Genomic DNA, 26620 nt, shown 5'->3' on the forward strand with positions numbered 1-26620 from the left:
CACCCGACCTTTCTGTCAGGCCGTACGGCCCGCAGATCGGGGTGGTTCAACGTCGAGTCGCCCTCACCAGCGCGGTTGGGTCACAGGAGGCCAGATGATCACGCAGGGCGACGTGCGCGAAGCGGTACTCGCCGTCCACTCGGGTGAGCAGCAGCCTGTCCTGCGCGAGATGGAGCAAAGCCTTGCGCCGGAAGGACAACTCGCCCAGCGACAGAGGGCGGGTGACGCCTTCCGCGGCGACTTCGGAGAGTGCGTCGAACGGCCACACGTAGTCGCGTGCGGCCGTTGGGGTGACAAGCAGGCCGAGCGCCACTCCCAGTGCGGTTCCCCAGGATCCGAGCGTGCCGATCCCGCCCAGCAGACCGACCGCGCCGAAGACCGGGACGGCGGGCTGCACCCACCACGGCCTCCCCAGCCGCATGCGTTGCTGTTGTCCCGGACGCACCGTGCGCCACACACGTCCCACGGCCGCGGCGAAAATTCCGCCTGCCACGCCTGCGGAAAACCCGATTCCCATGCCGGACAGCACCACGTACGGGCCGGTCCAGATCATCGAGACGCCCGGCGTGATGGCGATCAACAAAGCCCACGGCACGGGTGCGTCACCCGGTATGAAGCCCAACGCCAAGAAGAATGAAGCCACCACCACGAACACATACGTCACGAGGTACGGCCACGGCGTCCCGATTCCGCCGAGCCACAACCCGACGAGCCCGACCATTAATCCGGCGACCACGCCGGCGATGAATCCCAGCACGGCGGTCATAATGCCGTGCGCGCGTCCAGGCGGATGAAAGACGTGCGGCAGTTTGTTCACCATCACGAGCAACGACGAAGCGGCGACCACGAACACCAACGCCGACCACAAGCCGAGGCGCAGACCCGTCATGAACGCCACGGCGCACACCCCACCGGCATAGGCGGCAGGCACCGCGCGCACGAACAGCAACCACAACGGTCGCGTCGGCAGCAGCGGAAGCCACGCACGGCGGTGCGGCATGTGCACGGGTGCGCCGAGATCCGGTCTGTCCAGCCGTGCGAGGAACTTCAACGCACGAATGGTCGGGCCCGCACCGCGTTGGCCGGAAAGCCTTTCCACGACGAACGACCCCACGAAGTCGGTGCCGATCGTGTCGACCTGCTTGTCGAGGTGCGTCAACGCCAGCAGGTTCAACGCCAGCGGCGAGTCGAGCTTCTCCCAGATCTCCGGGGTGAGAGCCGCCTCCAGGCTGTCGAGCCGGGGGCTGACCGAACCGATGTACTCCAGCACCTGCCCACGGGACAACGGTTCGACGTGCACGGACGGCAAATTCTCGATCGGACCCGTCGACAGGACGACGGAGGCGAACGGCGCGAGCTCGGACTCACAGTGCGCGCGGTCGACGCGCGGCACCTCGTCCAGGCCGTCGATGAGCACGGCCACGCGCTCGCGGCGCAGCCAGATCGTGCCGGCGGAGCGGCTGATGCCGTAGCGGCGGTTCATCTCCCGCAACAGCCACGCGGTGAACTCCGTCGGCTTGCGCGACCCGTAAGCCCGCCACGTCGCCAAGTCCACGACAACGGGAATCGGCGCGTCCGGGTCGTTGCGGGCCCGCTCGACCAGCACCAGGCACAGTTCGCGCAGCAACGTCGACCGCCCGCTGCCGACCGGGCCGATCAGGACCATGCTGTGGCCGAGGCGTTCGTAGACGGCCTCCAGGTCGGCTGAGGAGACCTCCTCGCCGTCCACCCGCACCGCGAGCTTCGGCTGCTGCAGCACACCCAGCTTGATCTGCGTCTGGGCCGCCAGCGACGCGGCGAGCAGCGCCTTCACCCGCGTCTCGACGCGGCTGAGCGCGGCAGTGCGGCTGCTCGTCTCGTGGCCGCGCACCCGTTCCCAGATCGCGAGACCGACGGCGACGAGCACCATCCCGCCGACCGCGGGCCACAGCCACCGGCCGAACTCGCCGATGAACCCCGGCACTGGCCCGCCGGTGCTCACGCTGATGGCGGCCGGAAGCAGCAGAACGACGGTGACCAGGCACAAGGCGGCCAACGCGGTCAGCCGCGCCGCTCTCGTCACCCCGCTCGGATCCACCTTCACCTCCGCGATCCCGGCGAACGACGGTAACCGTGCCGCCGGGATCGCGGAAGTGAATCCGACCAGGCTTAACTCACATGCGAACCAAGCACCTGAGTCGCCTCACGCACCCACTCTGAGTGGGTCCCGTCACTGCTGTTGCTGGCCACCGAAGTTGCGGAGGCCCTCCTTGAGCTTGTCCTCGCCCTTGTCGATGTGCTCGCTGTGCTTGCCGCCGGTCTTCTCGTCGGCGAACTGCCCGGCGCGCTCGACGCCCTGGTCGACCTTGTCGCCGTGCTCGCCGATGAGGTCCTTGGCCTTGTTCTTCAACTCGTCGAATCCCATGACTGCATTACCTCCCTATGCAGTTCGAGTACCCGGTCTTGGATCCGGCACACCTCACTGGATCGAGTGAAGTGCGGCCACCGGGCTCACCCGCGCCGCCCGGCGGGCAGGCAGCAGCCCCGCACCCGCGGTGAGTGCGGTGAGGACGAGCACGACCACGCCGATCGCCACGACGGGAACCTGCAACGGCCACTCGACGCCCAGCGCGACGATCGCGAGCCAGGCGTAGGGGACACCGATGACGAGCCCCAGCAGCGCGCCGACGGTCCCGTACAGGGCGGCCTCGGTCGTGATGAGGAGGCCGAGGCCCTTGCGGGGCAAGCCGATCGCGCGCAGCAGACCGGACTCGCGGGTTCGTTCGAGCACCGACAACGCCGTGGTCGAGCCTACCCCCACCACGGCGATGAGAATCGTGAGGAACAGCAGCCCGACCGCGATCACCACCAAAGAGGTGAACTCGTTCTCCTGCACCTGGCGACGTTCCGCGAGTGACTCCACCTCGAGGCCGGCGGGTACCCGTTCCTTGGCACCGTTGGCAAGCGCGCCAACGGTTTCGCCCTCCACGTCGGACGAGTGCAGCAGCGCGCTGCCGAGCGGGATCTCGCCGAACAACGTCGCCGCGACGGTCATCCGCACGCCGTTGACGTCCACGGCCGACCCGGCGGTCAGGCCGAGCCTGGTCGCCGTCGAGGTGGACAGGACGAGCTTGCGCGGCCCCATGTCGTGGAGCGAGCCGGAGTCGACGCGGAAGTCGCCGAGGCCGCTCAACCTGGTCATGTCGAGGTCGGTGGCGCGCATGGTGAGCGTGCCGTCGAGGGTGATCTCGGTGCGCCGGTAGGGGAGCACGTTCGTCAGCCCGGCCGCGGTCAGCGCCGCGGGATCGACCGGCCCGGTGATCTCCAGCTCGGCCGGGTAGGCGCTCGCCATCTCCGCCTTTCCCAGTCCCTGCAACGTGTTCGCGCCCGTCAGGGTCGCGATGACGAGGCTGACGCCCACCGCCACCACCGCCGTGACCGACGCGGCCCGGCGAGGCGCACCCCCGACGCCGCTCACCGCCAGCGTGCCGATCGTGCTGCGCCGCAACAGAAATCCGAACAACCGGAGGAGCGGCGCGATCAACGCGGGCCCGAGCGTGATCAACGCGCCGAACGTCAACGCACCGCTGATGGTCGTGCGCAGCAGCAGGTCCTCGATCATCCCGCTCGGTCGTCGCCCATCGGCGAGCCCGTCGATCGCGACGGACACCAGCAACCACCCGGCGCCACCGGCCATGAGCAGGCCGAGCACCCAACGCGGCACCCCGATCCGGCTCTGGGTGTCCTGCATGGCTGAGGTGCGCAGCGCCTCCAGCGGGGAGACCTTGGCCGCGGACCACGCGGGCGCCAGCACGGCGAGCGTGGTCAGCACGAACGACCCGGACACCACGGCCAGCGCGGGCGTGAGCGGGAACCCCGGCGCCACCAGGCCCGCGAGCGGCACGAGCTGCCCCGCACCCGCCGCCAGCGCCACCCCGCCGACCGAGGCGAGCAATCCGGCCAGCGCACCCTCGGCGACGAGCCCGCGCGCCAGCCGTCCTCGGGTGGCACCGACCGCGCGCAGCAGCGCGAGCTCCCTCATCCGTTGCGCGAACACGATCCGGAACGTCGAGGTGGAGACCAGCGCGGCCACGATCATCGCGACCGTGACGAACGCGCCGAGCAGCACGAACACCTCGACCAGCTGCTTCGCCTGGGCAGCCAGCGACCGTTCGGCGACGTTCTTGGCGAGTGCCGTGGAGTACGCGAAGAACGCGGCGATCGTGATCGACAGGACCGGCAGGAACCTCCTCATGCGGCGACCGCCTGAACGACACGGCCGTCCGCCATGCGCACCACGGCGTCGGCATAAGAGGCGGCCCTGTCGTCGTGCGTCACCATCACGATCGTCTGACCGAACTCGCGCACGGCCTGACGCAGCAGGTTGAGCACGTCCGCCGCCGACCGCGAGTCCAGGTTGCCGGTCGGTTCATCAGCGAAAACGACGTCAGGACGCGTGACCAGCGCACGCGCCAGCGCCACCCGCTGCTGCTGCCCGCCGGACAGCTCCGACGGCCGGTGCGACAGCCGCGACGACAGCCCGAGCGCCTCCACGAGCTGCGCGAACCAGGCCTTGTCGGCGGAGCGTCCGGCGAGGGTCAGCGGCAGCAGCACGTTCTGCCGGGCGGTGAGCGTCGGCAGCAGGTTGAACGACTGGAACACGAACCCGATCCGGTCCCGCCGCACCTTCGTCAGCGCGGTGTCGGAGAGCCGTGTCAGGTCCTTCCCGCCGAGCAGCGCCGCCCCGGACGTGGCCGTGTCGAGACCGGCGAGGCAGTGCATGAGCGTCGACTTGCCGGACCCGGACGGGCCCATGATCGCGCTGAACGCGGCGGGCCGGAACCCGACCGTCACCCCATCGAGTGCTCGAACCGCGGTGTCACCGGAGCCGTACACCTTCACGAGGTCGGCCGCGGCGGAAGCGAAGTTGTTCACATGGTCAGCAAAGTCTCCGGAAGTGAGGGAAACCTCGGTCTCGCGCCGAGTTCGCCTCTGTCTTTCGGCCGATCTGCGGACCGCGCGCGAATGCCTAAGGTCATGGCCATGCTCTGGAGGTTCGGCGCGGTCGCCGCTCTGCTCGCCGCGGTGTTCGTGGACTTCCGGTTCGGTCTGTTCAGGTCGCCGGGCCTCTACCCGTGGACGGGCTGGGCCGAGTTCGCGTGCATCCTGCTGCCCTCCGCCGCCTGGCTGCGTCCACATCGGGGCCTCGCCGCCCTCGCCGCCACCGCGAGCGTGACGTTCACGCTGGTCAACCCGGTCGACAAGGAGTTCGGCCTGGCCGAGACGCTCGCGCTGACGGGCGTGCTCGCCGTGACGACCAACCGGGCGCGGTCGTGGTGGGACGCGCCGTTGCTCGCCTGGATCGTCGTCGCCCTGGTCACCCAGCCCTGGGAGTACCCGCTCGGCGATGCCGACCTGACCCTGGTGATGGGCCTGCTGGTCATCGCGACCGGGGTGTTCTCGCTGGTCGGCTACCTGCGGCTGCTGGGCAACGCCAGGGAGAAGCAGGTCGAGGCCGTCCGAGCCGAGCAGAAGGCCGAGTTCGCGCGGGACCTGCACGACTTCGTCGGACACCACATCACGGGCATGGTCGTGCTGGCCCAGGGCGCCGGGCGGATCGTCGAACGGAACCCCGCGCAGGCCAAAGAGGCCCTCGAACGCATCGAGGAAGCCGGCGGCGAGGCCATGACCGCGATGCGCCGCATGGTGGGCATGCTGCGCGACGACGCCCCTGTCGCACCGGTCGCGGGCATCGTCGACATCGAACCGCTGATCGCGGCTGAACCACGCGCGAGCCTCGAAATCCACGGTGACACGGCGACCCTCCCTCCCGAGGTCGCGAGCTCGGTGCACCGCGTCGTCATGGAGTCGCTGACGAACGTCCGCAAGCACGCCAGGGAAGCGACCACAGTGGACGTCCAGATCCAGACCACACCGGACTGGGTGACGGTCAAGATCTCCAACGACGGCAGGCCCGCGAGGCAGGGCAACGGTTTCGGGCTCGTCGGACTCACCGAACGAGTGCAGGCGCTCGGTGGCAGACTCAAGGCAGGGCCGGGCATCGACGGCGGCTGGGTCGTCGACGCCGCACTCCCTACCGGAAAGGCGACCGCGTGATCAGGGTTCTCGTCGCGGACGACCAGGCGATGGTGCGCACGGGCTTCGGCATGATTCTGGGGGCCGAGTCCGACATCGAGGTCGTGGCGGAAGCGCAGGACGGCGTCGAGGCCGTCGCGGAGGCACGGCGCACCAGGCCGGACGTCGCGTTGATGGACATCCGCATGCCCCGCATGGACGGACTCGAAGCGCTCAAACAGATCGCCAACGACGTGAACGTGGTGGTGTGCACGACGTTCGACCACGACGAATACGTGCACACGGCGTTGAAGAACGGCGCGTGCGGCTTCCTGCTGAAGGACGCCGGTCCGAACCTGCTCGTCGAAGCGGTCCGTGCGGCCGTCACTGGTGACGCGCTCATCAGCCCGTCGATCACCGTCAGACTGTTGCAGCACATGAACACGCCGGCGCCACAAGCGCCGCACAAGCTCTCGGCACGCGAGCTCGACGTCGTGAAGCTCGCGGCCGTCGGCAAGACGAACGCCGAGATCGCGCAGGAGCTGTTCATCTCGCTGGGCACGGTGAAGACGCACCTCGCGAGCGTTCAGACCAAACTGGACGCCCGCAACCGCGTCGAGATCGCCGCCTGGGCGTGGGAAACCCGCCTGGTCGGCCAAAAGTAGGACCCACAACCGGTCTCCGGACAGAAGCCCGGCCCCGCGCACATCACCAGAATTCGAGCCATGAAGAAACTCCTCCTGCTGATCCCCGTGCTGGCACTCACCGCGTGCGGCCCGAAGAGCTACACCTACGAGGCGTTCTACGACATCGAGGGCAGCGGCAAAGCGCAGCTGACGCTCACCGTTCCCGGTGGTGCCTCGCAGTCGGAGACCGTCGACCTGCCGGTGAAGAACGTGGGCATGCTCGCCAACGCGCTCGGCAAGATCACGCTCGTGGTGAAGCCGGAGTCCGGTCAGGCCACCTGCAAACTCCGCGTGGAGAAGGAGAAGGAGATCACCGGCTCCGGCGCGGAGGCGAAGTGCGAGTACGACATTACCGAGTCGACCGACAACTGAGTGATCCGTTAAGGCTTGCCCGGTCACCCTGAGCTCCACTAGGAAACGCGCATGAGGCGAATCGCAGCTGGACTGGCAGTGGCGGCGCTGGCCGTGGGTTTCATCACGACGGGCACCGCGTCCGCCGACGTGCAGACGGCCCGCCCGGACTGCGGCTACACCGCGACCCCCGAGGAGCCCGCCGCACGGCCGGTGTCCATCCCGCACGACCCGTGGTTCACCAAGGGCAAGGTGCTGGTCAAGGTGAAGACCAACCAGGGTGACATCCCGCTGGTCCTCGACCGGACCAAGGCCGCGTGCACCGCGCACAGCTTCATCCACCTCGCGCACCGCGGCTTCTACAACCAGACCGAGTGCCACCGGCTCACCGCGTACCCGACGCTGAAGGTGCTGCAGTGCGGCGACCCGTCCAACACCGGTGAGGGCGGCCCCGGCTACCGGTACAAGGACGAACTGCCGACCGACCTGCAGCCCGCGCCGAACGACCCGACCGGGCAGCGCCGGATCTACCCGCGCGGCACGCTCGCGATGGCCAACGCGGGACCCGACACCAACGGCTCGCAGTTCTTCCTGGTGCAGTCGGACTCGATCCTGCGCCCGAACTACACCGTGTTCGGCCAGATCCTGCCCGAGGGCCTGAAGACCCTCGACAAGATCGCGGCCGGCGGCATCGCGGGGGAGGACCCGCTCGACGGCCGCCCGAACGTGAAGTCCGAGCTCAAGTGGGTGCTCCCGCTGGGCCTCTAGGAGGCGGCCCAGCCCTGCAGGGCCCCGTAGAACGCGTCTGAGAGCCGCCGGACCACCTGTTCGTCAGGTAGTCCGGCGGTTTTCGTCAGATCGAGGATCTCCCGCGGGTCGAACAACGCGTTGTGCAGAAACCGCGCCACGTTCAGCAGAGCGTCGGGTAACACCAGGTCGATCAGCACACCCCGCAGCGCCTGGTCCCACGCGCCGCACGACAGCTTCGCCATCGACTCGCCGCCGTGCAGGCGGTCGAGGAACCCCCGCTGCGACGAGTACCGCACCATCACCGGGCCGTGCGCGTTCTGCAGCTTCACCCACCGCGCGACCTGGTGCTCGAACAGTTCCTTGCCGGTCTTGCGAGACCGTTCGCCGTGCTCGACCAACGACGCCATGACGTCTTCGTGGTAGGCCACCACGAGCGCTTCCACGGACGGGAAGTGCCGATACGCCGTCGCCTGGGAAAGCGCCGCCTTGCGCGCGATCGACTGCATCGTCGCCGTTGCTGGTTCAGCCCGCAGGACGTGCGTCGCGGCATCCAGCAATCGCTTGCGGTTGCGGCGCGCGTCACTGCGGCTGTTTGTCTCCTCCGGCAGAACTTCCTCCCACCCCCGAGCCCAGTGCGAGGTGCAGGATAAGGCGAAAGATCAGCGGAACGAGGGGATTCCGGTCAACGCGTGGCCGATGGATAGCAAATGGATGTCGGAAGTCCCTTCGTACGTCAGGACGGATTCCAGGTTGTTGGCGTGCCGCAGCGGCGAGTACTCCAAAGAGATGCCGTTCGCGCCGAGGACGGTCCGGCTTTCCCGCGCGATCGCGATGGCCGACTCGACGTTGTTGTACTTGCCGACGCTGATCTGCTCGGGCTTGAGCGTGCCGGCCTCCTTGAGCCTCGCGAGGTGCAACGCCAGCAGCATCGAGTTGCTGACCTGCACCGCCATGCTCGCGAGCTTGCGCTGAGTCAGCTGGAACGAGGCGATCGGCTTGTCGAACTGGATGCGCGTGCCGGAGTAGTCGAGCGCCGCCTGCAACGAATCCCGCGCGGCACCGACAGCGCCGAACACGATCCCGAACCGCGCCTCGTTCAGACATGTGAGCGGGGCGCGCAAGGAAGTCGCGAGCGGCAGCCGCGCGCTTTCCGGCAGCCGCACGTCCTCGAGGATCAACTCGGAGGTGACGGATGCTCGCATCGACAGCTTCTGCTTGATGTCGCGCGTCGAGAATCCCGGCGTGCCGCGGGGAACGAGGAATCCTCGAATTCCCTCCTCCGTGCGCGCCCACACCGTCGCCACGTCCGCCAGACCACCGTTCGTGATCCACATCTTGGTGCCGTTGAGCACCCAGTCCGCGCCGTCGCGCACCGCCTTCGTGCGCATGCCGGACGGGTTCGACCCGAAGTCGGGCTCGGTCAGCCCGAAGCAGCCGATCGCCTCACCGGCGGCCAGCCGCGGCAGCCACTCCTGCTTCTGCTCCTCCGACCCGTACTGCCAGATCGAGAACATCGACAGCGACCCCTGCACGGACACGAAGCTGCGGATGCCGCTGTCCACGGCCTCCAGCTCCAGGCACGCGAGCCCGTACGCGAGCGCCGACGTGCCCGCGCACCCGTAGCCCTCCAGGTGCATGCCGAGCACACCGAGCTTGCCCAGCTCCTGCGCCAGCTCGCGGGGCAGCATGCCGGCCTCGAACCACTCCGCGACGTGCGGGCGCACGTGCTCGGCCAGGTACGCCGCGACGGTGGCCTGGATGTCGCGCTCCTCGTCGCCCAGCAACGACGGGATGTCCAGCAACTGCAACGGGTCCTGCACGATCACGGCTCCAGCTTCGGCGGGCGCAGCCGGTACGTCACCGGCGTGCGCGACAGGCGGATGGGGTTCGCGACGAGCGTCATGTCGCCGATCGTCGCGGTCGGGTTGAGGTCCAGCGACTCCGCCAGCGCGAACGCGTGCGCGACGTCGTTGACAGGACCGCACGGCACGCCGAGGGGCGTCAGCGTCTCGTACCAGTGCTGGGCCGGCCGCGTCCGCAGCCGTGCCGACAACACCTCGAACAACTCGTCCACGTGCTCCACCCGGTCGGAGTTCGTGACGAACCGCTCGTCCGTCGCGAGCTCCGGCACGTCGAGCACCGAGCACAGCCGGCGGAACTGCCGGTCGTTGCCCACCGCCAGCACGATCGGCTGGTCGACCGTCGGGAACACCTCGTACGGCGCGATCGACGGGTGCCGGTTGCCCATCGGCTTCGGCACCGACCCAGCCAGCGTGAACCCCGCGCTCTGGTTCACCATGCTCGACAGCAGCACCGTCAGCAGGTCCAGCTCGACGAGCTGACCCAGGCCCGTCGCCTCGCGGTGCCGCAGCGCCGCCAGGATGCCCACGCAGGCGTGCAACCCGGTCAGCACGTCGACCAGCGCCACACCGGTCTTCACCGGCTCGTACGGACCCGGCCCGGTCACGCTCATCAACCCGCCCACGGCCTGCGCGAGCAGGTCGTAGCCCGGCAGGTCCGCGCCCTTGCCGGAGCCGAACCCCGAGATGGAGCAGTAGACGAGGTCGTCCCGCCCGAGCGACTCGTGGTCCAGCCCGAACTTCTTCATCGTGCCGGGCTTGAAGTTCTCGACCACGACGTCCGCCCGCGCGATCAGCTCACGCGCCTGCTCCCTGCCCTTCTCGGTGGACAGGTCGATCTGCACCGACGTCTTGTTCCTGTTGACGGACAGGAAGTACGTCGCCTCGTCCTCGTAGTGCGGCGGACCCCACGCGCGGGTCTCGTCGCCCCTGCCGGGCTGTTCGACCTTCACGACCTCGGCGCCGAGGTCGCCCAGCATCATCGTCGCGTACGGTGCCGCGAGCACCCGGCTGAAGTCCGCGATCACCACGCCTTCGAGGGAGCTCATGCCGTTCGCCTCCGCTGCTTCGTTCTAGCGCACAACGCATGCGCGTGTTCCTGACTGCTGTCGCGGCTCTTGTACCCCGCTCTTCGTTGCTTCGTCGTTGCACGCGGCATCGCCGACGCGCCGCGGTGCGCCGGAACGCGCGCAACGCCGCCGGTCACGCGACCCGGCCGCGCAGCTTCATCGCGGCCAGCACACGCTCCTGTGCGAGCGCACGTGCCGCCACATGCGTTGTGGTGCCACGACTTCGCGCCTCGGCGAGGACGTGCACCGCGTTCGCCCTCAGCTTCTCCGAGACGGCCTCCAGCACCGTCGCGGGGTTCACCGGGAACGGCGAGTACCGCGCGTCCATGCCGTACGCCGCCGCCACAACCCCGCCGGCGTTCGCGATGAAGTCCGGCACGACCGTGATCCCGCGCCGCGCGAGAACCTCCTGCGCCGCAACGGAAGTGGGCAGGTTGGCGCCCTCGACCACCAGGGTGGTGTCGAGCTCGCCCGCCAGGTCCGCGTCGATCACGTCCTGCAGTGCGGCGGGCACCAGCACGTCGCAGGGCACCCGCAGTTCGGTGCCGAGCTCCTGGACGCTGCCGTACTCCTTGACCGCGAGATCACCGAACTCGCCTCGCAGCTTCAGCAGCCGTGCGACGTCCAGTCCGTTGGCATCGACCAGCGCGCCGTGCGCCGACGACACGGCCACGACCACCGCGCCGAGCTCGGCGAACCGCTTCGCCGCCGCGGCGCCGACCGCGCCGAAACCCTGCACCGCCACGCGTTTGCCGCGCAGCTCCGTCACCTCGTCCGCCACCTCGGCCACGCCGTACCCGGTGACGCCCAGCTCGTCGTACGGAAGACCGCCGAGTTGAGCCGGTGCGCCCATCATAGCGCCGCGGTCCGACAGTTCGTCCTGGACGATCGCGGCGTCCCGCTCGGTGAGGCCGACGTCGAGGCCGAGCACGTACTCGCGCGGCACCTCGTTGGAGAGCTTGCGCGCGAACGCCCGCAGTGCTGCTTCCTTGTCAGGAGAGGAAGGATCGAACCTGATCCCCGCCTTCGCGCCGCCGAAGAACAGGTCGACCCCGGCCCACTTCCACGTCATCACGCGCGCGAGGCGGGCGATCTCCTCGACCGTCACGGCCGGGCTCATCCGCGTGCCGCCCTTGCCCATGCCGCGCGCGGTGTTGTCGATGACCAGCACACCCTTCATGCCGGTGCGCCGGTCCGACACGCAGACGACCTTCTCAGGCCCCCACTCGTCCATGAGCTGGAGAACGTCCATCACTTTCCTCACACGCAGTTGAGTTCGGGCCGCGCCTGGTCGGCGGCGAATCTGGAGGCGTCCAACGCGGACACGTCGACGAAGGGCTCGCGGCCGAGCACGAGGTCGCGCACGACTTCGCCGACCGCAGGCCCTTGCAGGAAGCCGTGGCCGCTGAAACCGGTGGCGTAGAAGAAGTCGCCGACGGAGCCGATCAGCGCGTTGTGGTCCGGGGTCACCTCGTACAGCCCGGCCCACCCGTCGCGCACGCCCACGTCCAGCAGCCTCGGCGCGCGCCTGCCGATCGCCTCGGTGAGCCGGGGCAGCCACGCGTCGGACATGTCGAGCTTGAAGCCCGGCGTCTCGTCGGGGTCGGACATGCCGAACAGCAGTCCCGGGCCCTCGCGGTGGAAGTAGAAGGTGCTGCCGAAGTCGATGGTGAAGGGCGTCACCCGATCGTGTAGCTCCGGCATGGGTTCGGTGAACATGATCTGCCGTCGCAGCGGGGAAACCGGCAGGTCGACGCCGACCATCGCGCCGATCTCACGGGACCAGGCGCCGGCCGCGCAGACGACTTTCCGCGCCGAAACGGTCCCGCGCGTCGTCTCCACGCGAAAACTGTCGGACCCCGTTCCTAGTATCGATCTCACGGCAGTTCTGGTGCGGAAGCGGGCACCGAACCGGCGGGCCGCGGTGGCGTAACCGAGGACGACGGACTCAGGCGTGCAGTGCCCGTCGTCCGGAGAGAAGGCCGCCGCGAGCAGGCCGTCCGCTTCGATCAGCGGCGACATCCGCCGTGCTTCCTCGACAGTCAGCATTCGACTGCGCACGCCGAGGGAGTTCTGGAGGTCGACGTTGCGCTCGAACGCCGTGACGTGTTCCCGAGAGGAGAGGAGGAACAGATAGCCGACCTGGTGCAGGTCGATCACCTGCCCCGGACGCTGCGGAAAGCGTTGGAACAGTTCGATTGAGCGAGCTCCGAGCCTGATGTTCAGCTCGTCGGAGAACTGGGCGCGCACCCCGCCTGCCGCTTTGCAGGTGGAGCCGGACCCCAGATCATCCTTCTCCACGACGACAACGTCCCGGACTCCTGCCTCGGCGAGGTGAAAGGCGATGGATGTGCCGATCACCCCGCCGCCGATGACGACGACCTCTGCTTGAGCGGGCAGCTCAGGCGAGGCGGAAGTCAAGGTTCGCCTCGATCGCGAGAGTGTCCATCTGCGCTTTCTGCAGCTTCCCGGAGTAGTCCCAGTTCATGGACTGCCAGCGGGTGAACTGGTCGAGCACCCACACGCCCGACTGCCGGGAGCCGTTGCCGCTCTTGCCGTTGCCGCCGAACGGCAGGTGCGCCTCGGCCCCGGACGTCGAGTTGTTGACGCTCACCATTCCGGCGGAGATGCCGGCGCGGAACCGGAAGGCCTTGTTCGGGTCCGTGGTGTAGATCGAGCAGGAGAGGCCGTAGCCCGGCTTGTTGCCGAGCTCGATCGCCTCGTCCAGGTCCGAGTACTTCATGACGCCGACGATCGGCCCGAACGTCTCCTGGAGGAAGAGTTCGTCGTCGTCGCGCACACCGGAAACGATTGCGGGGTGGTAGAAGAAGCCGTTCTCACCGGTGAAGCCGTCACGCGGGCTGGTGGCGGAGATGCGGCCGGTCGGGCCGTGCACCGTGTGGTGCTCGCCGATCCAGCCGAGGTACTTCTCGTACGCCAGCGCGAACTTCTCGTCCAGCAACGGTCCGTAGAGGACGTCGCCGGTCGGGTCGCCGACGCGGGCGTGGGCGACGGCCTCGGTGAACCGGGTCAGGAACTCGTCGTACAACGACTCGTGCACGATCGCCGTGCCGAGCGAGGTGCAGCGCTGGCCCGCGGAGCCGAAGCCGGCGAACAGCGCGCCCTGGACCGCGAGGTCGAGGTCCGCGTCCTCGGTGACGACCATCGGGTTCTTGCCGCCCAGTTCCAGGCACGGCGTCTGGAGGTGGCGTCCGCACAGTTCCCCGATGCGCACACCGACCTCGCTGGAGCCGGTGAAGCCGACCTTGTCGACGAGGCCCTGCTGCAGCGACTGCTCCAAGCCCGTGAACGTCTCCGAGCCCTCGGCGAAGACGATCTCGAACACGCCGTCGGGGATGCCCGCGGCCTGGAACACGTCGTAGAACGCCTGGGCCGAGGCGGCGGAGTACTCGGCGGGCTTCCACACGACCGAGTTGCCGCACAGCAGTGCGGGGACGATGTACCAGGACGGCACGGCGACGGGGAAGTTGCCGGCGGTGATGATCGCCGCCACGCCGACCGGGTTGCGGAACGTGAAGAGCTGCTTGTCGGTCATCTCGGAGGGGACCGTCTGCCCGTAGAGGCGTCTGCCCTCGCCGACGAAGAAGTCGCAGGTGTCGACGATCTCCTGGACCTCGCCGCGGGCCTCGCCGATCGGCTTGCCGATCTCGCGGGTCACGAGCTGGGCCAGGGGTTCGAAGTTCGCCTCGACCAGGCGGCCGATGTTGCCGATGACCTGGCCTCGCACGGGCGCGGGCACACGTGCCCACGCGCGTTGGGCGGCTTGGGCCCGGTGGGCCGCGTCGACGAAGGCGCGGCTGGTCGCGAGCTCGATCTCGGCGACCACGTCGGAGGTGTTCGACGGGTTCGTGGAGATGTAGGGCATGAGTCCACCCTGGTAGAGGCGCGGCGGATGCGCCAGGGGTCGCAGAATGAAACCTCGCGACGTTGAGCATAAGCTCGCCTGGTGCTCAATCCGGTTCATCTCCGCACCCTCGTCGAGGTGGTGAAGGCGGGGTCGTTCGCCGAGGCCGCGCGCCGGCTCGGCTACACGTCCTCGGCCGTGTCGCAGCAGATCTCGGCGTTCGAGCGAGCGGTCGGCGTGACGCTCTTCGAACGCGAGGCGCACTCGATCAGGCCGGCGAGCGCCGCCCTGCTCATCGCCGACCGCGGCGGCGAGCTGCTCGCCGCGTTCGACGGCTTCGAGCACGAGGTGAAGGCGATGGTGCAGGGGCTGCGCGGCCGCCTGCGCATAGGCACGTTCCCCACCGCGAGCGCGCGGATCGTGCCGCGGGCGCTGGCCCGCCTGCAGGCGGATCTGCCGGGCGCCGAGATCCGCCTGGACGAGGCGGAGCCGGACGACGTGCTGCCGATGGTGCTGACCGGCGAGCTCGACCTTGCGCTGGTGTACGCGTACGACCTCGTACCGAGAACGTGGCAGGAGGAGCTGACGGTGGTGCCGCTGCTGGACGAGGCACTCCTGGTCCTGGTGCCGGCCGGGCACCCGGCCGCGAAGAACAACGTCAGGCTCGAAGACCTCAAGGACGAGAGGTGGATCGCCTCCCGCGACGGCACTTCCGGCGTCACCTGCCTCACCCGCCTGTGCGCCGCGGTGGGGTTCGCGCCGCGAATCGTCTTCCGCAGCAACGACTACGAGGTCGTGCAGTCTCTCGTGGGGGCGGGCGTCGGCGTGGCGCTCGTACCCGCCCTCGGCTACAAGGAGCTGCCCGGCACGCATGCGATGCCGTTGCGGCACAAGCCTTTGCGCAGGCACGTGTACGTCGTTCACCGCACGGCGAACACGAACCCGTTGCTGCGCGACGCGGTGAACGCGCTGAGCGACGCCTGCCAGAACGCCGTGGGCGGCCACATAAGTCAGCCCTGACATGGCTCTGGCCAGGCGAGACGCAGGTCTCAGTCTCGGAGTGTGACCTCAGTTGCACGGAGCGTTAGTTGAGCCGAACGGTCCATTGATTTCTTATGTCCGATTTGGGCATGCTCAGCGGCGATCAACTATGTGGGACCGGTACGGGTCGCGGAAGCCCGTGCCGACTCCCTTCAATCCTGGGGGACATACCGAACATGACGCGTCGCTCTGCGACGCGGCACACTCGTGCGCGAAGATTCGCACGGGTGCTTGCCGCTGCGCTCGCAACATCTCTGACGATCAGTCTGGCGTCCGCACCCGCGTTCGCCGCGCCTCCCGCGCCGTCCACGGCGGTCGATCCGACTCGGCTGCCGGTGCTCAAGGGACGCGAAGTGCCCGCCCCGCCCGTCGCGGCGGCGGACCCGAAGGCGGACTTCGGTCCGTTGGCCAAGCGGGAGAGTTCGAGCTTCGACCCGGTGAAGTCGCAGGTGACGTCCCGGTCGATGTTCGTCGACGAGTACACCAACCCCGACGGCACCAAGACGATCAAGCAGTCCACGGAACCGCTGAACGTCAAGGACGCCGAGGGTTCCTGGCAGCCGGTCGACCCGACCCTGGTGGCCGACACCCCGACGCGGCGGGTGAAGGCGAAGCAGCACCCGCTCAGTCCGACGCTCGCGGGCACGGCGGACGACCCGGCGCTGATCACCGTCGAGTACGACGGCGACAAGGTCTCGCTGGCGCCGGAGAAGCCGGCGAAGGACAAGCGGGCCAAGGTCGCGGACTCCACTGTGGAGTACGCGGACGTCGCCCCTGACACCGACCTGCAGTACGAGGTCACGGCGGGATCGGTCAAGGAGACCATCCTGCTGAAGAAGGTGCCGTCCACCAACAGGTGGCGGTTCACCCTCAAGACCGGCACCCTCACTCCGGCCGTGACGGAGCAGGGCACGGTCGAACTGCGGGATGCCAAGGGCACCCCGAAGATCGTCATGCCGCCGATCGTCACGTGGGACTCCTCCGGCAAGACCGAGGAGGCGCCGCCCGCGCAGACCGGCGGCACCTACACCGTCGAGAAGACGGGCCAGGACTGGGTGCTCACGGTCGCCGTCGACGAGGCGTGGCTGAAGGACCCGAAGCGGGTCTACCCGGTCAGCGTCGACCCGACGTTCAGCTTCGGCGTCACCTACGCCGAGTCGTACAAGTCGGACGGCTTCTGGTGCCAGATGTGCGGCGTGCAGTTCGGCAACTCGCTGGACCGCGGTGACAAGTACTGGCGCAGCGCCGTGCGGTTCGACTACCAGCCGCTGTACGGCCAGCGCATCGTCGGCGCCAAGGTCGACGTGACGAAGAAGACCGGCCCGCTCAGTCCGGACAAGACCTACCAGGCGCAGCTCTACCACGCCTCGGCGATGGACTTCAACGGTCTCGGAGGCCTGCTGGCCACCGGTCTCGTCGGCCAGGTCGGCACGTTGACCGGCGACAGCCTGGTGAGCTTCCTCCAGCACGTCGCGGACATCCGGCACATGGCCACGTTCATGATCGTGGGCACCGAGCAGGCGGGCGCCTGGACCTACAAGGACACCACGGTCACGCTGACCGTCGACACCGGTTCGGCGCCGCCCGCCCCGTCGCTCGTCCACCCGGCCGACCACAGCGTCCTCACCAGCACGACGCCGAACCTCGCGGTCACCCCCGTCTCGGACCCGGACGGCGAGCCGGTGAAGTACTGCTTCACCGTCGCCACCGGCCCGGACGCCAAGACCGGCGTCGTCGTGGACTCCGGCTGTCTCGACCAGCCCAACTGGACGGTTCCGTCGGGAGTCCTGCAGGACGGCGTCTCCTACACCTGGCAGGCCAAGGCCGTCAGCGGTGCCACCTCGCGCATCCCGAGCCCGGTGTTCCACCTGAAGGTCGACCAGCGGATCGGCAACAGGGGCCCGGCCCCGGACGACAAGACCGGCCCGATCGAGGTGAACCTCGCCAACGGCAACGTGATGACGTCGATCTCGTCTCCGACGTTCACGACGGTCGGCGGCACCGCGGGCCTGAACATGACCTACAACTCACAGCAGCAGGAGCTCAAGGGCCTGCGCGCGTCGTACTTCCCGGACCTGTCGCACAACGGCGAGATCAGCCCGCAGCAGGAACCGGTGCTGGTGCGCACCGAACCGCAGGTGAACGTGGACTGGGGCGACACGTCGCCGTTCGCGCCCGCCCTGCCGAAGGACTGGTTCGTGGCGCGGTGGGAGGGCTTCTTCCAGGCCCCCGCGACCGGTGACTACCAGTTCGCCGGTGTGCACGACGACCGGCTGCGCGTGTGGGTCAACGGGAACTCGGTCTACGACCAGGGGTGCTGCAGTGACGTCAACTGGGGTGTCGCGACCAGCGTGAAGCTGACCGCGGGCCAGCGGGTGCCGATCAAGGTCGAGCTGGCCGAGGTCAGCGGCGCGGCGTACCTGCGCCTGTTCACCCGCACGACCGACGGCACCACCGTGCCGCCGCAGATCGTCCCGGCCGACTGGCTGCACTCCTCCGACCTGCCCGCGCTGCCCAAGGGGTGGACGCTGAGCGCCGACCTCGACGGCAGCGGCACCGGCTTCACCGAAGCCAAGGTCACCGACCAGAACGTCGTCCTGACCGACGCCACGGGCGCGAAGCACACGTGGACGAAGAAGTCGGCCGGTGGCTACACCCCGCCGGACGGCGAGGCAGGCACTCTGGTCCTCGACAGCGCGGGGCGCATCACGCTGACCTACGGCTCGGACGTCTTCGTGTTCAACTCCGCCGGCAAGCTGGAGTCGCAGACCGGCGCGGTCGACACCCGCAAGCCCGCCGCGCTGCAGAACATCTACGACGGATCTCCCTCGCGCCTCAAGGAGATCAAGGACCCGGTCTCCGGCCGTGTGCAGAAGCTGTTCTACAACCGGCCGGGCGACGACTGCTACGCGGGCGCGACGCCCCCGCCGGACGCGGAGAAGCTGCCCCCGGCACAGATGCTCTGCCGTGTCGAGTACTGGGACGGCAGCCAGACGAAGCTGTTCTACCACCGGGGCAACCTCGTCGCGGTGGAGGACCCGGGTCGCGAGATGACCCAGTTCAGCTTCACCACCAACGGTCTGCTCGACGGCCTGCGGGACAGCCTCGGCGCGGACTGGGTCTCGCAGGACCACGCGAACCGGAACACCGACGCCGCGAACTACGTCGTTCACTACTACGACCACACGGCGGCCAAGCCCGTGGTCCGGACGATCTACCAGCCGATCACGACACCTGGTGAGGAGCGCGGGTTCCACTCGTACCGCTACGACACGGGTGCGAAGACGTCCTTCGTGGACATCGCCGGCCTCACCCCGGCGATCGGGTTCGCCCGCAAGGTGGTCTACGACGACGCCTTCCGGCTGGTGGCGAGCACGGACGCGACCGGAGTGACGACGAGGCAGACCTGGAACGTCAAGGACCAGCTGCTGACCTCGACGGACGCGGCGGGCCGGGTGTCCACCACGGTGTACGACGCGCAGGACCGGCCGACCGACAACTACGGTCCCGGCCCCGCGACGTGCTTCACGGGCCAGGAGCTCAAGGCGGAGTGCGCCGCGACTGTCCCGCACACGAAGACGAGTTACGACGAGGGCCTCAACGGTCTCGCCGTGTCGTTCTACGACAACAAGGAACTGACCGGCGCGCCGAAGGTCTACCAGACCGGCCTGGCCGCGGACGGGACGTTCGCCCGCAACTGGGGCGAGGCCGCACCCGTCGCGGGCATCGCCGTGGACGGGTACTCGCTGCGGGCGACCGGCGACGTCGTGTTCCCCGAGGCGGGCAGCTACAAGCTGCGCTTCCTCGCCGACGACGGCGTCAGGGTGTGGATCGACGACGCGATCGTCGTCGACGACTGGATCGACACCCCCGCGAAGTGGCGCGAGGTGACGGTCACCAGCCCGTCGGCGGGTGCGTCGAAGAAGATCCGCGTCGAGTACTACGACCAGAACTCGGTCGCTCAGCTCGAACTGCACTGGACCACCCCCGGTGGCACCCAGCAGGTCCTGCCCGCGGTGAACATGAAGCCGAAGTACGGCCTCACCACCTCGGTCACCAAGGGCGAGTCGCTCGGCCTCACCCCGTCGGTCACGACGACGAAGTTCGGGGAGAACGGCCTCGATCCGGTCTACGGCATGGCGAGCAGCAACACGTCCAACGGCAGGCAGGTCAAGACCGCCTACGAGAACGTGGGCACGGGCTACCTGCGCAAGACCGGCGTGACCGCGCCGAACAACGCGCAGACGACCTACGTCTACTACGGCGACCAGGAGACGCGGGACAACCCCTGCACCACCCAGGTCGAGGCGATCAACCAGGGCGGGCTCGCGAAGCTCACCCGGATGCCCGCTCCCGCAACGGGTCCGGCGCGCGAGGACGAGCAGATCTTCGACGCGTCCGGTCGCGTGGTCGCCGAGGGCAGCGCCGGCAAGTGGACCTGCACCACGTACGACGACCGCGACCGCGCGGTGTCGGTCAAGTACCCGGCGAACGGCGCCGCGGGCGAACGAGTCGTCACCACGAACCACGCGGTGAACGGCGATCCGCTCGTGTCGACCGTGTCGGACCACAACGGCACCGTCACGAAGAAGACCGACCTCATCGGCCGCGTCATCGAGTACACCGACGTGCACGGCGTGCGCACGGAGACCAAGTACGACCGTGCGGGCCGCGTCACGACGGAGAAGGTGAACCTGCCGGCCAACACCGCGCAGGTCATCACCACCACGTACGACGACGCGGGCAGGCAGCGGACCGTGTCGCTCGACGGCGCGGCGCTCGCCACGCCGGCGTACAACGCGGCCGGTGAGCTCACGTCGGTGGCGTACGCCAACGGCACGTCGCTGTCCGCGATCGGCAAGGACGGCGTCGGCCAGGTCACCTCGCACACGTGGAAGCCGAAGACCGGAGCCGAGATCGTCACGGCCGTGACGCGCACCCGCGCGGGCACGATCGTCGACGAGACGCTGAACGGCTTCGACGCGGGCACCGGGCACAACTACGTCTACGACAGCGCGGGACGACTCACCAAGGCGGCGGTCAACGGGCACGTCTACACCTACGACTTCACTTCACCCTCGGTGGAGGGATGTCCCACGGGCTCGGTCGGCAACGCCGGTGCGAACACCAACCGCGTGAAGCTGGTCGACCAGACCGCGAGCGGCACGCAGACGACGAACTACTGCTACGACGCGGCGGACAGGTTGCTGGCCACGACGGGCCACAACGCGGTGTCCGGCATCAAGTACGACGACGCCGGCAACACCACCGAGTACGCGGTCAACGGTTCCACGACCCATCTCTCCTGGGACACGGCGGGCCGCAACCTCGGTGCCCGCTCGGTCGGCGCCGACCCGGCGGCGGTCGCGTACCAGCGCGACGTGAACGACCGGATCGTGCTCCGCGGCGCGGAACAGGGCGACGCGCAGAAGGTCGTGCTGTACGCGTACACCGGCGAGGGCGACTCCGCGGAGTTCGCGCTCGGCGAGGACAAGAAGGTGCTGTCCCGCTCGATCTCGTTGCCGGGCGGTGTGTTGCTGACGATCAACGGGGACACCCGCTCGTACGACCACCCGAGTGTGCGCGGCGACACGGTCCTCACGACGGACGCGGCCGGCAACCAGGTCGGCGCGCTGCGGCACTACACGCCGTTCGGCGAACCCCTCGCCACCAACGGCGCCGTCGACAACGACAACGTGCCGGACAACCAGCCCGGCCAGATGGACTACGGGTGGCTCGGGCAGCACCAGCGTCCTTACGAGCACGCCGGAGCGTTGTCGATCGTCCAGATGGGAGCGAGGCCCTACAGCCCGCTGCTCGGCCGGTTCCTGTCCGTCGACCCGGTCGAGGGCGGCTCCGCCAACGACTACGACTACGTCAACGGCGACCCCGTCAACGCCAACGACCTGGACGGCAAGTGCCCGTTCTGCGTCGTGGCGGCGGTGATGGGCCTGCGGGTGGCGATTCCGTGGGCTGCCCGCGCGTCGGCGCCGTACCTGTTCAGGTTCGGTGCCTGGGCGGCGACCAAGGCCGCGCCGCGGATCTGGTCGGGCATGAAGTGGACCGGCCGCAAGGCCGTCGCGGCCGGCAGTTGGGTCCGCAACACCACCGTGAAGACGGTGAGCCGGGCCAAGGGCGTCTTCCAGCAGGCGAAGACGCGCTGGCAGAACAGCAAGGCGAAGAAGCTGTACAACCACATCAACCTCCACCCGCGGGTCCAGGGGTGCAAGGACAACCTGAGACAGCTGGGGCCGCCCATGGCCCAGGGCGTCACCTCCCCTGGGTGGACGATTGCCATCAAGGTCGGAGGATGCTTGGCGGGCATGTTCAGGAGGTGACAGGTGAGCGCCGGTAGCGTCGGCGCGGCCTGGGCAATCGGGGCGGGACGCCGGAAGGCGTCCCGCCCGCTCGTTTCGAAAACCGTTGAGGTGAAGGCAGATGAACATCGACGGCGCCCTCGAAGGGGTGCTCGACTGGCGTTCGCCGGACCGCGGGAAGCACATCCGCGTTCTGGTCGATTCCGACGAGGCTGGCCTGGACGGCCGCATCGAGGCGCTGCTCGACGAGCACAGCGGGACGATGGCGGTGGCCCAGGTCCTGTGCCGCGTGCTGGCGGAGCGCGATCCGGATCGCGACCCGGCGTACGTGCTGGAGTTCTTCGGCAAGGGCCGCAAGGGCGACCCAGGCGACTGGCTGGCCCGGAAAGACCCCTATCGCAGCGTGTTCCTGTGCGTGTACGGAATCCCCAGGCTGCGCCGGCTGAACCCGGTGGAGCACCTGGCCGGGGACGTGCGGCGCTGGTCCACCCAGCGCCGGGGCGTCGCGACGCTGGGGCTCGGCGACACGGCCGACGCCGCGGCGGTGCCGTTCGTCGTCCCGCGACTGGAGGACAGGAGGCCGAAGGTCCGGGTGCAGGCGGTCACCGCGATCCGGCGGCTCACCAGAGATGGTGCTCTGGGGCCCGAATCGGAGGACCTGGTCGGCGAAGGACTCGTGCGGTGCCTGGCGGATCGCCACGACCTGGTCGTGCGGCACGCCGCCGCCGCACTGGCCGCGTCGTCGCGCGAACGGTTGGTCGTCGCGCAACGAGCGGGTGGGCTTTCGCCGGTCGCGACGGCAGCGGTCGACGACGCGCTGGCGGGACAGGTCGTCGACCTGATCCCGGTGTGGCCGGGCGAGGTCACCGGCTGACTACTCGCCGGTCTGGCCGTCCGCCAGTTCGCGGAGCAGGTCCAGGTGGCCCACGTGACGCGCGGTTTCCTGGGCCACGTGGGCCAGGATCCAGCGCACGGTGCGTTCGCCGTCGGCGGCCACGGCGTCGGGATCGAGTTGCTTCACCGCCTCGGCGTTCGCCCATTCCTCGCGGTAGGCCTGGATGAGCGACGCCGGGGTGTCGTCGTCTTCGAGGTCCCACGACGGGTCCGGGTCGCCTTCCCAGAGCGACGGCAGGTCGAGGCCCGCGCCGGCGATGCAGAGCCAGTAGCGCTCCACGGCCGTCAGGTGTTTGAGCACGCCCAGTGCGGTCAGGCCCGGGGACGTGGGGATCGGAGCCGCTGCGGCCTGGTCCCGGGTCAGGCCTTCCACCTTGAGCACGACGGTCTTGCGGAGGAAGTCGAGGAACTCCCCGGCGAGTGCGGCTTCGTCGGTGGCGAGCTTGGCGGGCCAGGTTCGGGTCACCGGGTGAGTTTGTCAGCTCAGTAGTAATGGCGGAGCTTTGGCCAGAAGGTGTCCCACGGTTCTGTTGGGGCCGTGCAGAGTTTGATTTCTGTGCCGTCTTCTTCGTTCTCCACCGGGTTGGTGTGCTCGGCGACGACCTCGCAGTCGGCGAACGGTGGTCGGTCGAAGCCGACCAGAAGGACCTTGTCCGTGGTCACCAGGGGAGGTCCCCAGTCGTAGAACGACATGTGGCCGGAGTAGACGGGGACGCCCGCGTAGGCCTCGACGGCGCCCGCCTGGCCGTAGTTGCGGGTGATGAGCACGGGGTGGTCGTTGTCCATCCACGCTTTCTTGACCGTGGCGGCGAATTCCGGCCAGCCGACCTGTTCGCCCTGTTCCGGGTTGACGGCGATGATCGGGCCCAGGGCGCCCGGCGGCAGGATCGGCAGGGAGATGAGCAGGGCCGGTACGACGCTCAGCGCTGTCAGGACCCGGCCGGTCGTCTTGTTGCGCTGGAGCCATTCTTGGGCCTGGTGGGCGCCTGCGGCCGTCAGCACGAGCAGCAATGGGATCGCGTAGTAGGGCTTGCCGCCGGTGATCAGGCACAGGGCGCAGAGGATGGGGTAGGCGAGGGCGATCGAGCGGTAGGTGGTGTCGCGCCAGAGGACGCGGAAGCCGTTGAGCCACACCGGGACGAGGAGCGGGGACAGCAGCAGGATCTGCATGGGGAAGAACAGGACGCGGTTCTCGGTGCCGTCGTCCTCGCTGATGCCCCTGGCGACGGTGAGCAACGGGAAGTCGTGCAGCGCCTGCCAGATCACGACCGGCGCGGCCAGGACGGCGCACACCGCGATGCCCGCCGGGAGCCACCAGGTGCGCAGGACGGCGCGGGGGCCTGCGGCGATGAGCGCGATTCCCAACGAGGCCACCAGCATCAGCAGCAGCCACTTGTTCGCCAGGCCCACGCCCGCCGTGGCGCCGATGGCGAGCCACCAGCGGCCGTTGCCCGACTTCAGGAGCCTGATCGCGAAGTAGGCGAGGGCCACCCAGATCAAGAGGTCCGCGGTGGCGGTCGCGAGCATGTGGCCCACGGCGAGGACGAAGCTCGACGTGGCGGCGGCCGCTGCCGCGAACGTGGTGCCGCCGCCGAGTTCCTTCGCGGTCAGGGCGACCACGACCGTGATGGCCAGGGCGCACAGGGTAGCCATCACGCGGAGACCGACCGGGGTCTCGCCGAAGACCTCCGTGGTGAGGCGGGCGAGCAGCGGGGTGATCGGGGGCTGGTCCACGTAGCCCCAGTCGAGGCGTTTGCCCGCGGCGAGGAAGTAGAGCTCGTCGCGGTGGAAGCCGTAGCGGCCGGACAACGCGGTCAGCACGGCCGCCTGCACGATGAGCACGATTCTCAGCCCACGTCCCATGTGCGGGACGGTACCCACGGGGTGCGTGATCAAGTGGAGGTTTTGCGGTACCAGCGCGGGGAAGTGGTGATCGGCGGCTGGAGGTGCGCGGTGACGACGATCATGCGCGGGCCCTCGGCGCCGGCGAGGGCAGACCCGAGATCGTCGAAGCCGTCGAGCGTCACGGCAGGGATGCCGAAGCTCTCGGCGAGCTTGGCGAAGTCGGGGCGGGTGAGGTCCACGCCGCTGATGGCGTGGTTCGCGACCTGCTGGTCGTAGCGGAGCATGCCGTAGCCGCCGTCGTCCACGAGGACGACGGTGAGCGGGAGGTTCTCCTGCTTCAGCGTCGCCAGGTCTCCGCAGGCGAAGAGGAAACCGCCGTCGCCCACGACCGCGATCGTGGGGCCGTGCAGCGCCGCGCCGATGGCCGCGGGGAAGCCGAAGCCGAGCGTGCCCCAGCCGACCGGGTAGGCGAGGCCGCGCGGCTTGGTGACGTGGTGGAAGCCGCCGATCCAGTAGCCGGGGATGCACATGTCGGCGACGATCGTGGCGTCCGTGTTCTCCAGCGCGCGCAGGAACTTCACGGCTTCGGGGGAGTCGGCCTCCGCCAGCGCGCGGACCTCGGCGTTGACCGCGGCGACGTCGAGGTGACCCGGCCGGGCGGTCAGCGCGGACGCCAGGGCGGTGGTGACGGTGGCGGCGTCGCCTGCCAGCGTGACGTCGGCCGGGTAGTTCTTGCTCGCCTCCGCCTCGTCGATGTTGACGGCGAGCAGGGCGGGTGGCTTCGGCTGCAACCAGTTCTGCGTCATCATGCCGTCGAAGTCGGTGCCGATCGCGATCACCAGATCGGCGTCGTCCCAGAGCTTTCCCACGGGCGGTGCGTGCACGGGGCCGCGCACGACGTGAGGGTTGTCCGTCAGGCCGCGCGCGCCGTACGTCGTGATGATCGGCGCACCGAGTTTGTCCGCCAACGCACCGATGGCCGGTCCCGCACCGGAACGCGCCGCGCCGCCGCCTGCCCAGATCAACGGCCGGGCGGCTCCGGCGATGAGGGCCGAGGCTTCGGTGAGGTCCACGGCCGCGTGCGCTGCGGCGGACTTCGTCACGGTGTGCCCGGCGACCTCGGTGGACAGGAAGTCCGTCGGCACGCCCAGGTAGACGGGACCGTGCGGGCTCCGCAGCGCCTCGTGCACGGCCCTGTCGGTGCACGACGGGAGCTCCGCGGCCGTGGGAACGTCGAACGCCGCCTTGGTGACGGGGACGAACATCGCCCTCTGGTCGCGCGTCTCGTGCAGGACACCTCGGTACACGCCGGGCCGCCGGAGCGTGGACGGGATGTCGGTGGCGATCACGAGCACCGGGCTGCCGGACGCCCACGCCTCGCCGGTGGCGCCCAGCGTGTTCGCGGCGCCAGGGCCGGTGGTCACGATCGCGACGCCCAGCCTGCCCGTGCTGCGGGCGTAGCCGTCGGCGGCGTAGACGGCCGTCTGTTCGTGGCGCACACCGACCATCCGGATGCCTGTGTGCCGTTGCAACGCTTCCCAGATCGCGAGGTTGTGAACGCCCGGGAGACCGAACACCACCTCGACGTCGTGCGCGGCCAGTACGTCCAGCAAGCTCTCGGCACCCTTGGGCATGAGTCCGACGCTAAGGCTCGCTTACGAGACGGGCAACGGATCACCAGCAGGTCTGGTGCTCAGCGTCACGTTCGCTCACGGCCTCCAGTCCACCTGGGACGGTGTGAACGTTCCGGCCCGTGAAACCCCGTTCGAATCGTGGGAAACACAATTGGGGCCGCCGCGCCGGCCTTCCCGAATTCTGGACGAACGTTCAGGTTTTTCGTCCTCCAGGCCGAATTGGTTGCGCGGGTCGGCCGACACCCGAGATGGAC

At 69.0% G+C, this 26620-nt stretch carries 20 protein-coding genes; 7 read left to right on the forward strand and 13 right to left on the reverse strand.

The features are described 5' to 3' along the window. Window positions 1–46: 46 nt before the first annotated feature. The 4 genes from ACFWNN_RS12510 to ACFWNN_RS12525 form a co-directional block, all read right to left on the reverse strand. Window positions 47–2083, reverse strand: coding sequence for a hypothetical protein (locus ACFWNN_RS12510; protein ID WP_382439994.1), 2037 nt, complete (start codon window positions 2081–2083; stop codon window positions 47–49). Between the two features lie 126 nt (window positions 2084–2209). Further along, complete coding sequence (locus tag ACFWNN_RS12515) at window positions 2210–2404, reverse strand: antitoxin (protein WP_382439995.1); 195 nt, start codon at window positions 2402–2404, stop codon at window positions 2210–2212. A 54-nt stretch (window positions 2405–2458) separates the two neighbouring features. Continuing rightward, window positions 2459–4234: an FtsX-like permease family protein gene (locus ACFWNN_RS12520; RefSeq protein ID WP_382439996.1), complete on the reverse strand. Its 1776-nt coding sequence runs from the start codon at window positions 4232–4234 to the stop codon at window positions 2459–2461. Further along, window positions 4231–4914: an ABC transporter ATP-binding protein gene (locus ACFWNN_RS12525; RefSeq protein WP_382439997.1), complete on the reverse strand. Its 684-nt coding sequence runs from the start codon at window positions 4912–4914 to the stop codon at window positions 4231–4233. Before ACFWNN_RS12525 ends, ACFWNN_RS12520 begins: the two co-directional genes overlap by 4 nt. Window positions 4915–5022: 108 nt before the next feature. On the opposite strand from ACFWNN_RS12525, the gene ACFWNN_RS12530 reads away from it, so the two are divergent. From ACFWNN_RS12530 to ACFWNN_RS12545, 4 genes are read left to right on the forward strand one after another with little or no spacing between them, the layout of a single operon-like run. Continuing rightward, window positions 5023–6096 carry a sensor histidine kinase gene (locus ACFWNN_RS12530; RefSeq protein WP_382439998.1) on the forward strand — a complete coding sequence of 358 codons (1074 nt, stop codon included), beginning with the start codon at window positions 5023–5025 and terminating at the stop codon, window positions 6094–6096. Beyond that, window positions 6093–6719, forward strand: coding sequence for a response regulator (locus tag ACFWNN_RS12535; RefSeq protein WP_382439999.1), 627 nt, complete (start codon window positions 6093–6095; stop codon window positions 6717–6719). The genes ACFWNN_RS12530 and ACFWNN_RS12535 overlap by 4 nt, the downstream gene beginning before the upstream one ends. A 60-nt stretch (window positions 6720–6779) precedes the next feature. Then, a complete protein-coding gene (locus ACFWNN_RS12540) occupies window positions 6780–7112 on the forward strand; it encodes a hypothetical protein (protein WP_382440000.1) in 333 nt (110 codons plus the stop codon). Window positions 7113–7163: 51 nt separating this feature from the next. Beyond that, window positions 7164–7859, forward strand: coding sequence for a peptidylprolyl isomerase (locus ACFWNN_RS12545; protein WP_382440001.1), 696 nt, complete (start codon window positions 7164–7166; stop codon window positions 7857–7859). Here ACFWNN_RS12545 and ACFWNN_RS12550 read toward each other — a convergent pair. The 6 genes from ACFWNN_RS12550 to ACFWNN_RS12575 form a co-directional block, all read right to left on the reverse strand. Then, a complete protein-coding gene (locus tag ACFWNN_RS12550; protein WP_382440002.1) occupies window positions 7856–8398 on the reverse strand; it encodes a TetR/AcrR family transcriptional regulator in 543 nt (180 codons plus the stop codon). The two genes, ACFWNN_RS12545 and ACFWNN_RS12550, sit on opposite strands and share 4 nt — an antisense overlap. 102 nt (window positions 8399–8500) lie before the next feature. Next, complete coding sequence (locus ACFWNN_RS12555) at window positions 8501–9664, reverse strand: acyl-CoA dehydrogenase family protein (RefSeq protein WP_382440130.1); 1164 nt, start codon at window positions 9662–9664, stop codon at window positions 8501–8503. Continuing rightward, on the reverse strand, window positions 9664–10749 hold the full coding sequence (locus ACFWNN_RS12560; RefSeq protein WP_382440003.1) for a CaiB/BaiF CoA transferase family protein: 1086 nt from the start codon (window positions 10747–10749) through the stop codon (window positions 9664–9666). Before ACFWNN_RS12560 ends, ACFWNN_RS12555 begins: the two co-directional genes overlap by 1 nt. 154 nt (window positions 10750–10903) lie before the next feature. Then, window positions 10904–12022 (reverse strand): Glu/Leu/Phe/Val dehydrogenase, encoded by a 1119-nt coding sequence (locus tag ACFWNN_RS12565; RefSeq protein WP_382440004.1) that lies wholly within the window; start codon window positions 12020–12022, stop codon window positions 10904–10906. Between the two features lie 8 nt (window positions 12023–12030). Beyond that, window positions 12031–13191, reverse strand: a complete 1161-nt coding sequence (locus ACFWNN_RS12570; protein WP_382440005.1) for an NAD(P)/FAD-dependent oxidoreductase — start codon at window positions 13189–13191, stop codon at window positions 12031–12033. Next, window positions 13172–14656 carry an aldehyde dehydrogenase family protein gene (locus ACFWNN_RS12575; protein WP_382440006.1) on the reverse strand — a complete coding sequence of 495 codons (1485 nt, stop codon included), beginning with the start codon at window positions 14654–14656 and terminating at the stop codon, window positions 13172–13174. Before ACFWNN_RS12575 ends, ACFWNN_RS12570 begins: the two co-directional genes overlap by 20 nt. A gap of 81 nt (window positions 14657–14737) precedes the next feature. Here ACFWNN_RS12575 and ACFWNN_RS12580 point away from each other — a divergent pair, with 81 nt between their 5' ends. From ACFWNN_RS12580 to ACFWNN_RS12590, 3 genes are all read left to right on the forward strand, one after another. After that, window positions 14738–15655, forward strand: coding sequence for a LysR family transcriptional regulator (locus ACFWNN_RS12580; protein WP_382440007.1), 918 nt, complete (start codon window positions 14738–14740; stop codon window positions 15653–15655). Window positions 15656–15903: 248 nt separating this feature from the next. After that, the gene (locus ACFWNN_RS12585; RefSeq protein ID WP_382440008.1) at window positions 15904–22014 is read left to right on the forward strand and encodes a PA14 domain-containing protein; all 6111 of its coding nucleotides are present in this window, start codon (window positions 15904–15906) and stop codon (window positions 22012–22014) included. A 100-nt stretch (window positions 22015–22114) separates the two neighbouring features. Further along, complete coding sequence (locus ACFWNN_RS12590) at window positions 22115–22867, forward strand: HEAT repeat domain-containing protein (RefSeq protein ID WP_382440009.1); 753 nt, start codon at window positions 22115–22117, stop codon at window positions 22865–22867. Here the strand turns inward: ACFWNN_RS12590 and ACFWNN_RS12595 are convergent, their stop codons facing one another. Genes ACFWNN_RS12595 through ACFWNN_RS12605 form a run of 3 tightly spaced genes read right to left on the reverse strand, consistent with a single transcriptional unit; the run spans window position 22868 to window position 26366 of the window. After that, window positions 22868–23353, reverse strand: coding sequence for a DinB family protein (locus ACFWNN_RS12595; RefSeq protein ID WP_382440010.1), 486 nt, complete (start codon window positions 23351–23353; stop codon window positions 22868–22870). It lies immediately after the preceding gene. Window positions 23354–23370: 17 nt separating this feature from the next. Beyond that, complete coding sequence (locus tag ACFWNN_RS12600) at window positions 23371–24750, reverse strand: glycosyltransferase family 39 protein (protein ID WP_382440011.1); 1380 nt, start codon at window positions 24748–24750, stop codon at window positions 23371–23373. 29 nt (window positions 24751–24779) lie between these two features. Next, entirely contained in the window at window positions 24780–26366 is a 1587-nt protein-coding gene (locus tag ACFWNN_RS12605; RefSeq protein WP_382440012.1) for a thiamine pyrophosphate-binding protein, read from the reverse strand. Between the last annotated feature and the right edge of the window lie 254 nt (window positions 26367–26620).

Source organism: Lentzea sp. NPDC058450 (genome assembly GCF_042721395.1).
GTDB lineage: Bacteria > Actinomycetota > Actinomycetes > Mycobacteriales > Pseudonocardiaceae > Lentzea.

Coding starts and splice junctions, on each gene's coding strand:
- ACFWNN_RS12515 (WP_382439995.1), bottom strand. CDS start 2,404: ATGGGATTCGACGAGTTGAAGAACAAGGCCAAGGACCTCATCGGCGAG.
- ACFWNN_RS12520 (WP_382439996.1), bottom strand. CDS start 4,234: ATGAGGAGGTTCCTGCCGGTCCTGTCGATCACGATCGCCGCGTTCTTC.
- ACFWNN_RS12530 (WP_382439998.1), top strand. CDS start 5,023: ATGCTCTGGAGGTTCGGCGCGGTCGCCGCTCTGCTCGCCGCGGTGTTC.
- ACFWNN_RS12540 (WP_382440000.1), top strand. CDS start 6,780: ATGAAGAAACTCCTCCTGCTGATCCCCGTGCTGGCACTCACCGCGTGC.
- ACFWNN_RS12545 (WP_382440001.1), top strand. CDS start 7,164: ATGAGGCGAATCGCAGCTGGACTGGCAGTGGCGGCGCTGGCCGTGGGT.
- ACFWNN_RS12560 (WP_382440003.1), bottom strand. CDS start 10,749: ATGAGCTCCCTCGAAGGCGTGGTGATCGCGGACTTCAGCCGGGTGCTC.
- ACFWNN_RS12565 (WP_382440004.1), bottom strand. CDS start 12,022: ATGGACGTTCTCCAGCTCATGGACGAGTGGGGGCCTGAGAAGGTCGTC.
- ACFWNN_RS12575 (WP_382440006.1), bottom strand. CDS start 14,656: ATGCCCTACATCTCCACGAACCCGTCGAACACCTCCGACGTGGTCGCC.
- ACFWNN_RS12590 (WP_382440009.1), top strand. CDS start 22,115: ATGAACATCGACGGCGCCCTCGAAGGGGTGCTCGACTGGCGTTCGCCG.
- ACFWNN_RS12600 (WP_382440011.1), bottom strand. CDS start 24,750: ATGGGACGTGGGCTGAGAATCGTGCTCATCGTGCAGGCGGCCGTGCTG.
- ACFWNN_RS12605 (WP_382440012.1), bottom strand. CDS start 26,366: ATGCCCAAGGGTGCCGAGAGCTTGCTGGACGTACTGGCCGCGCACGAC.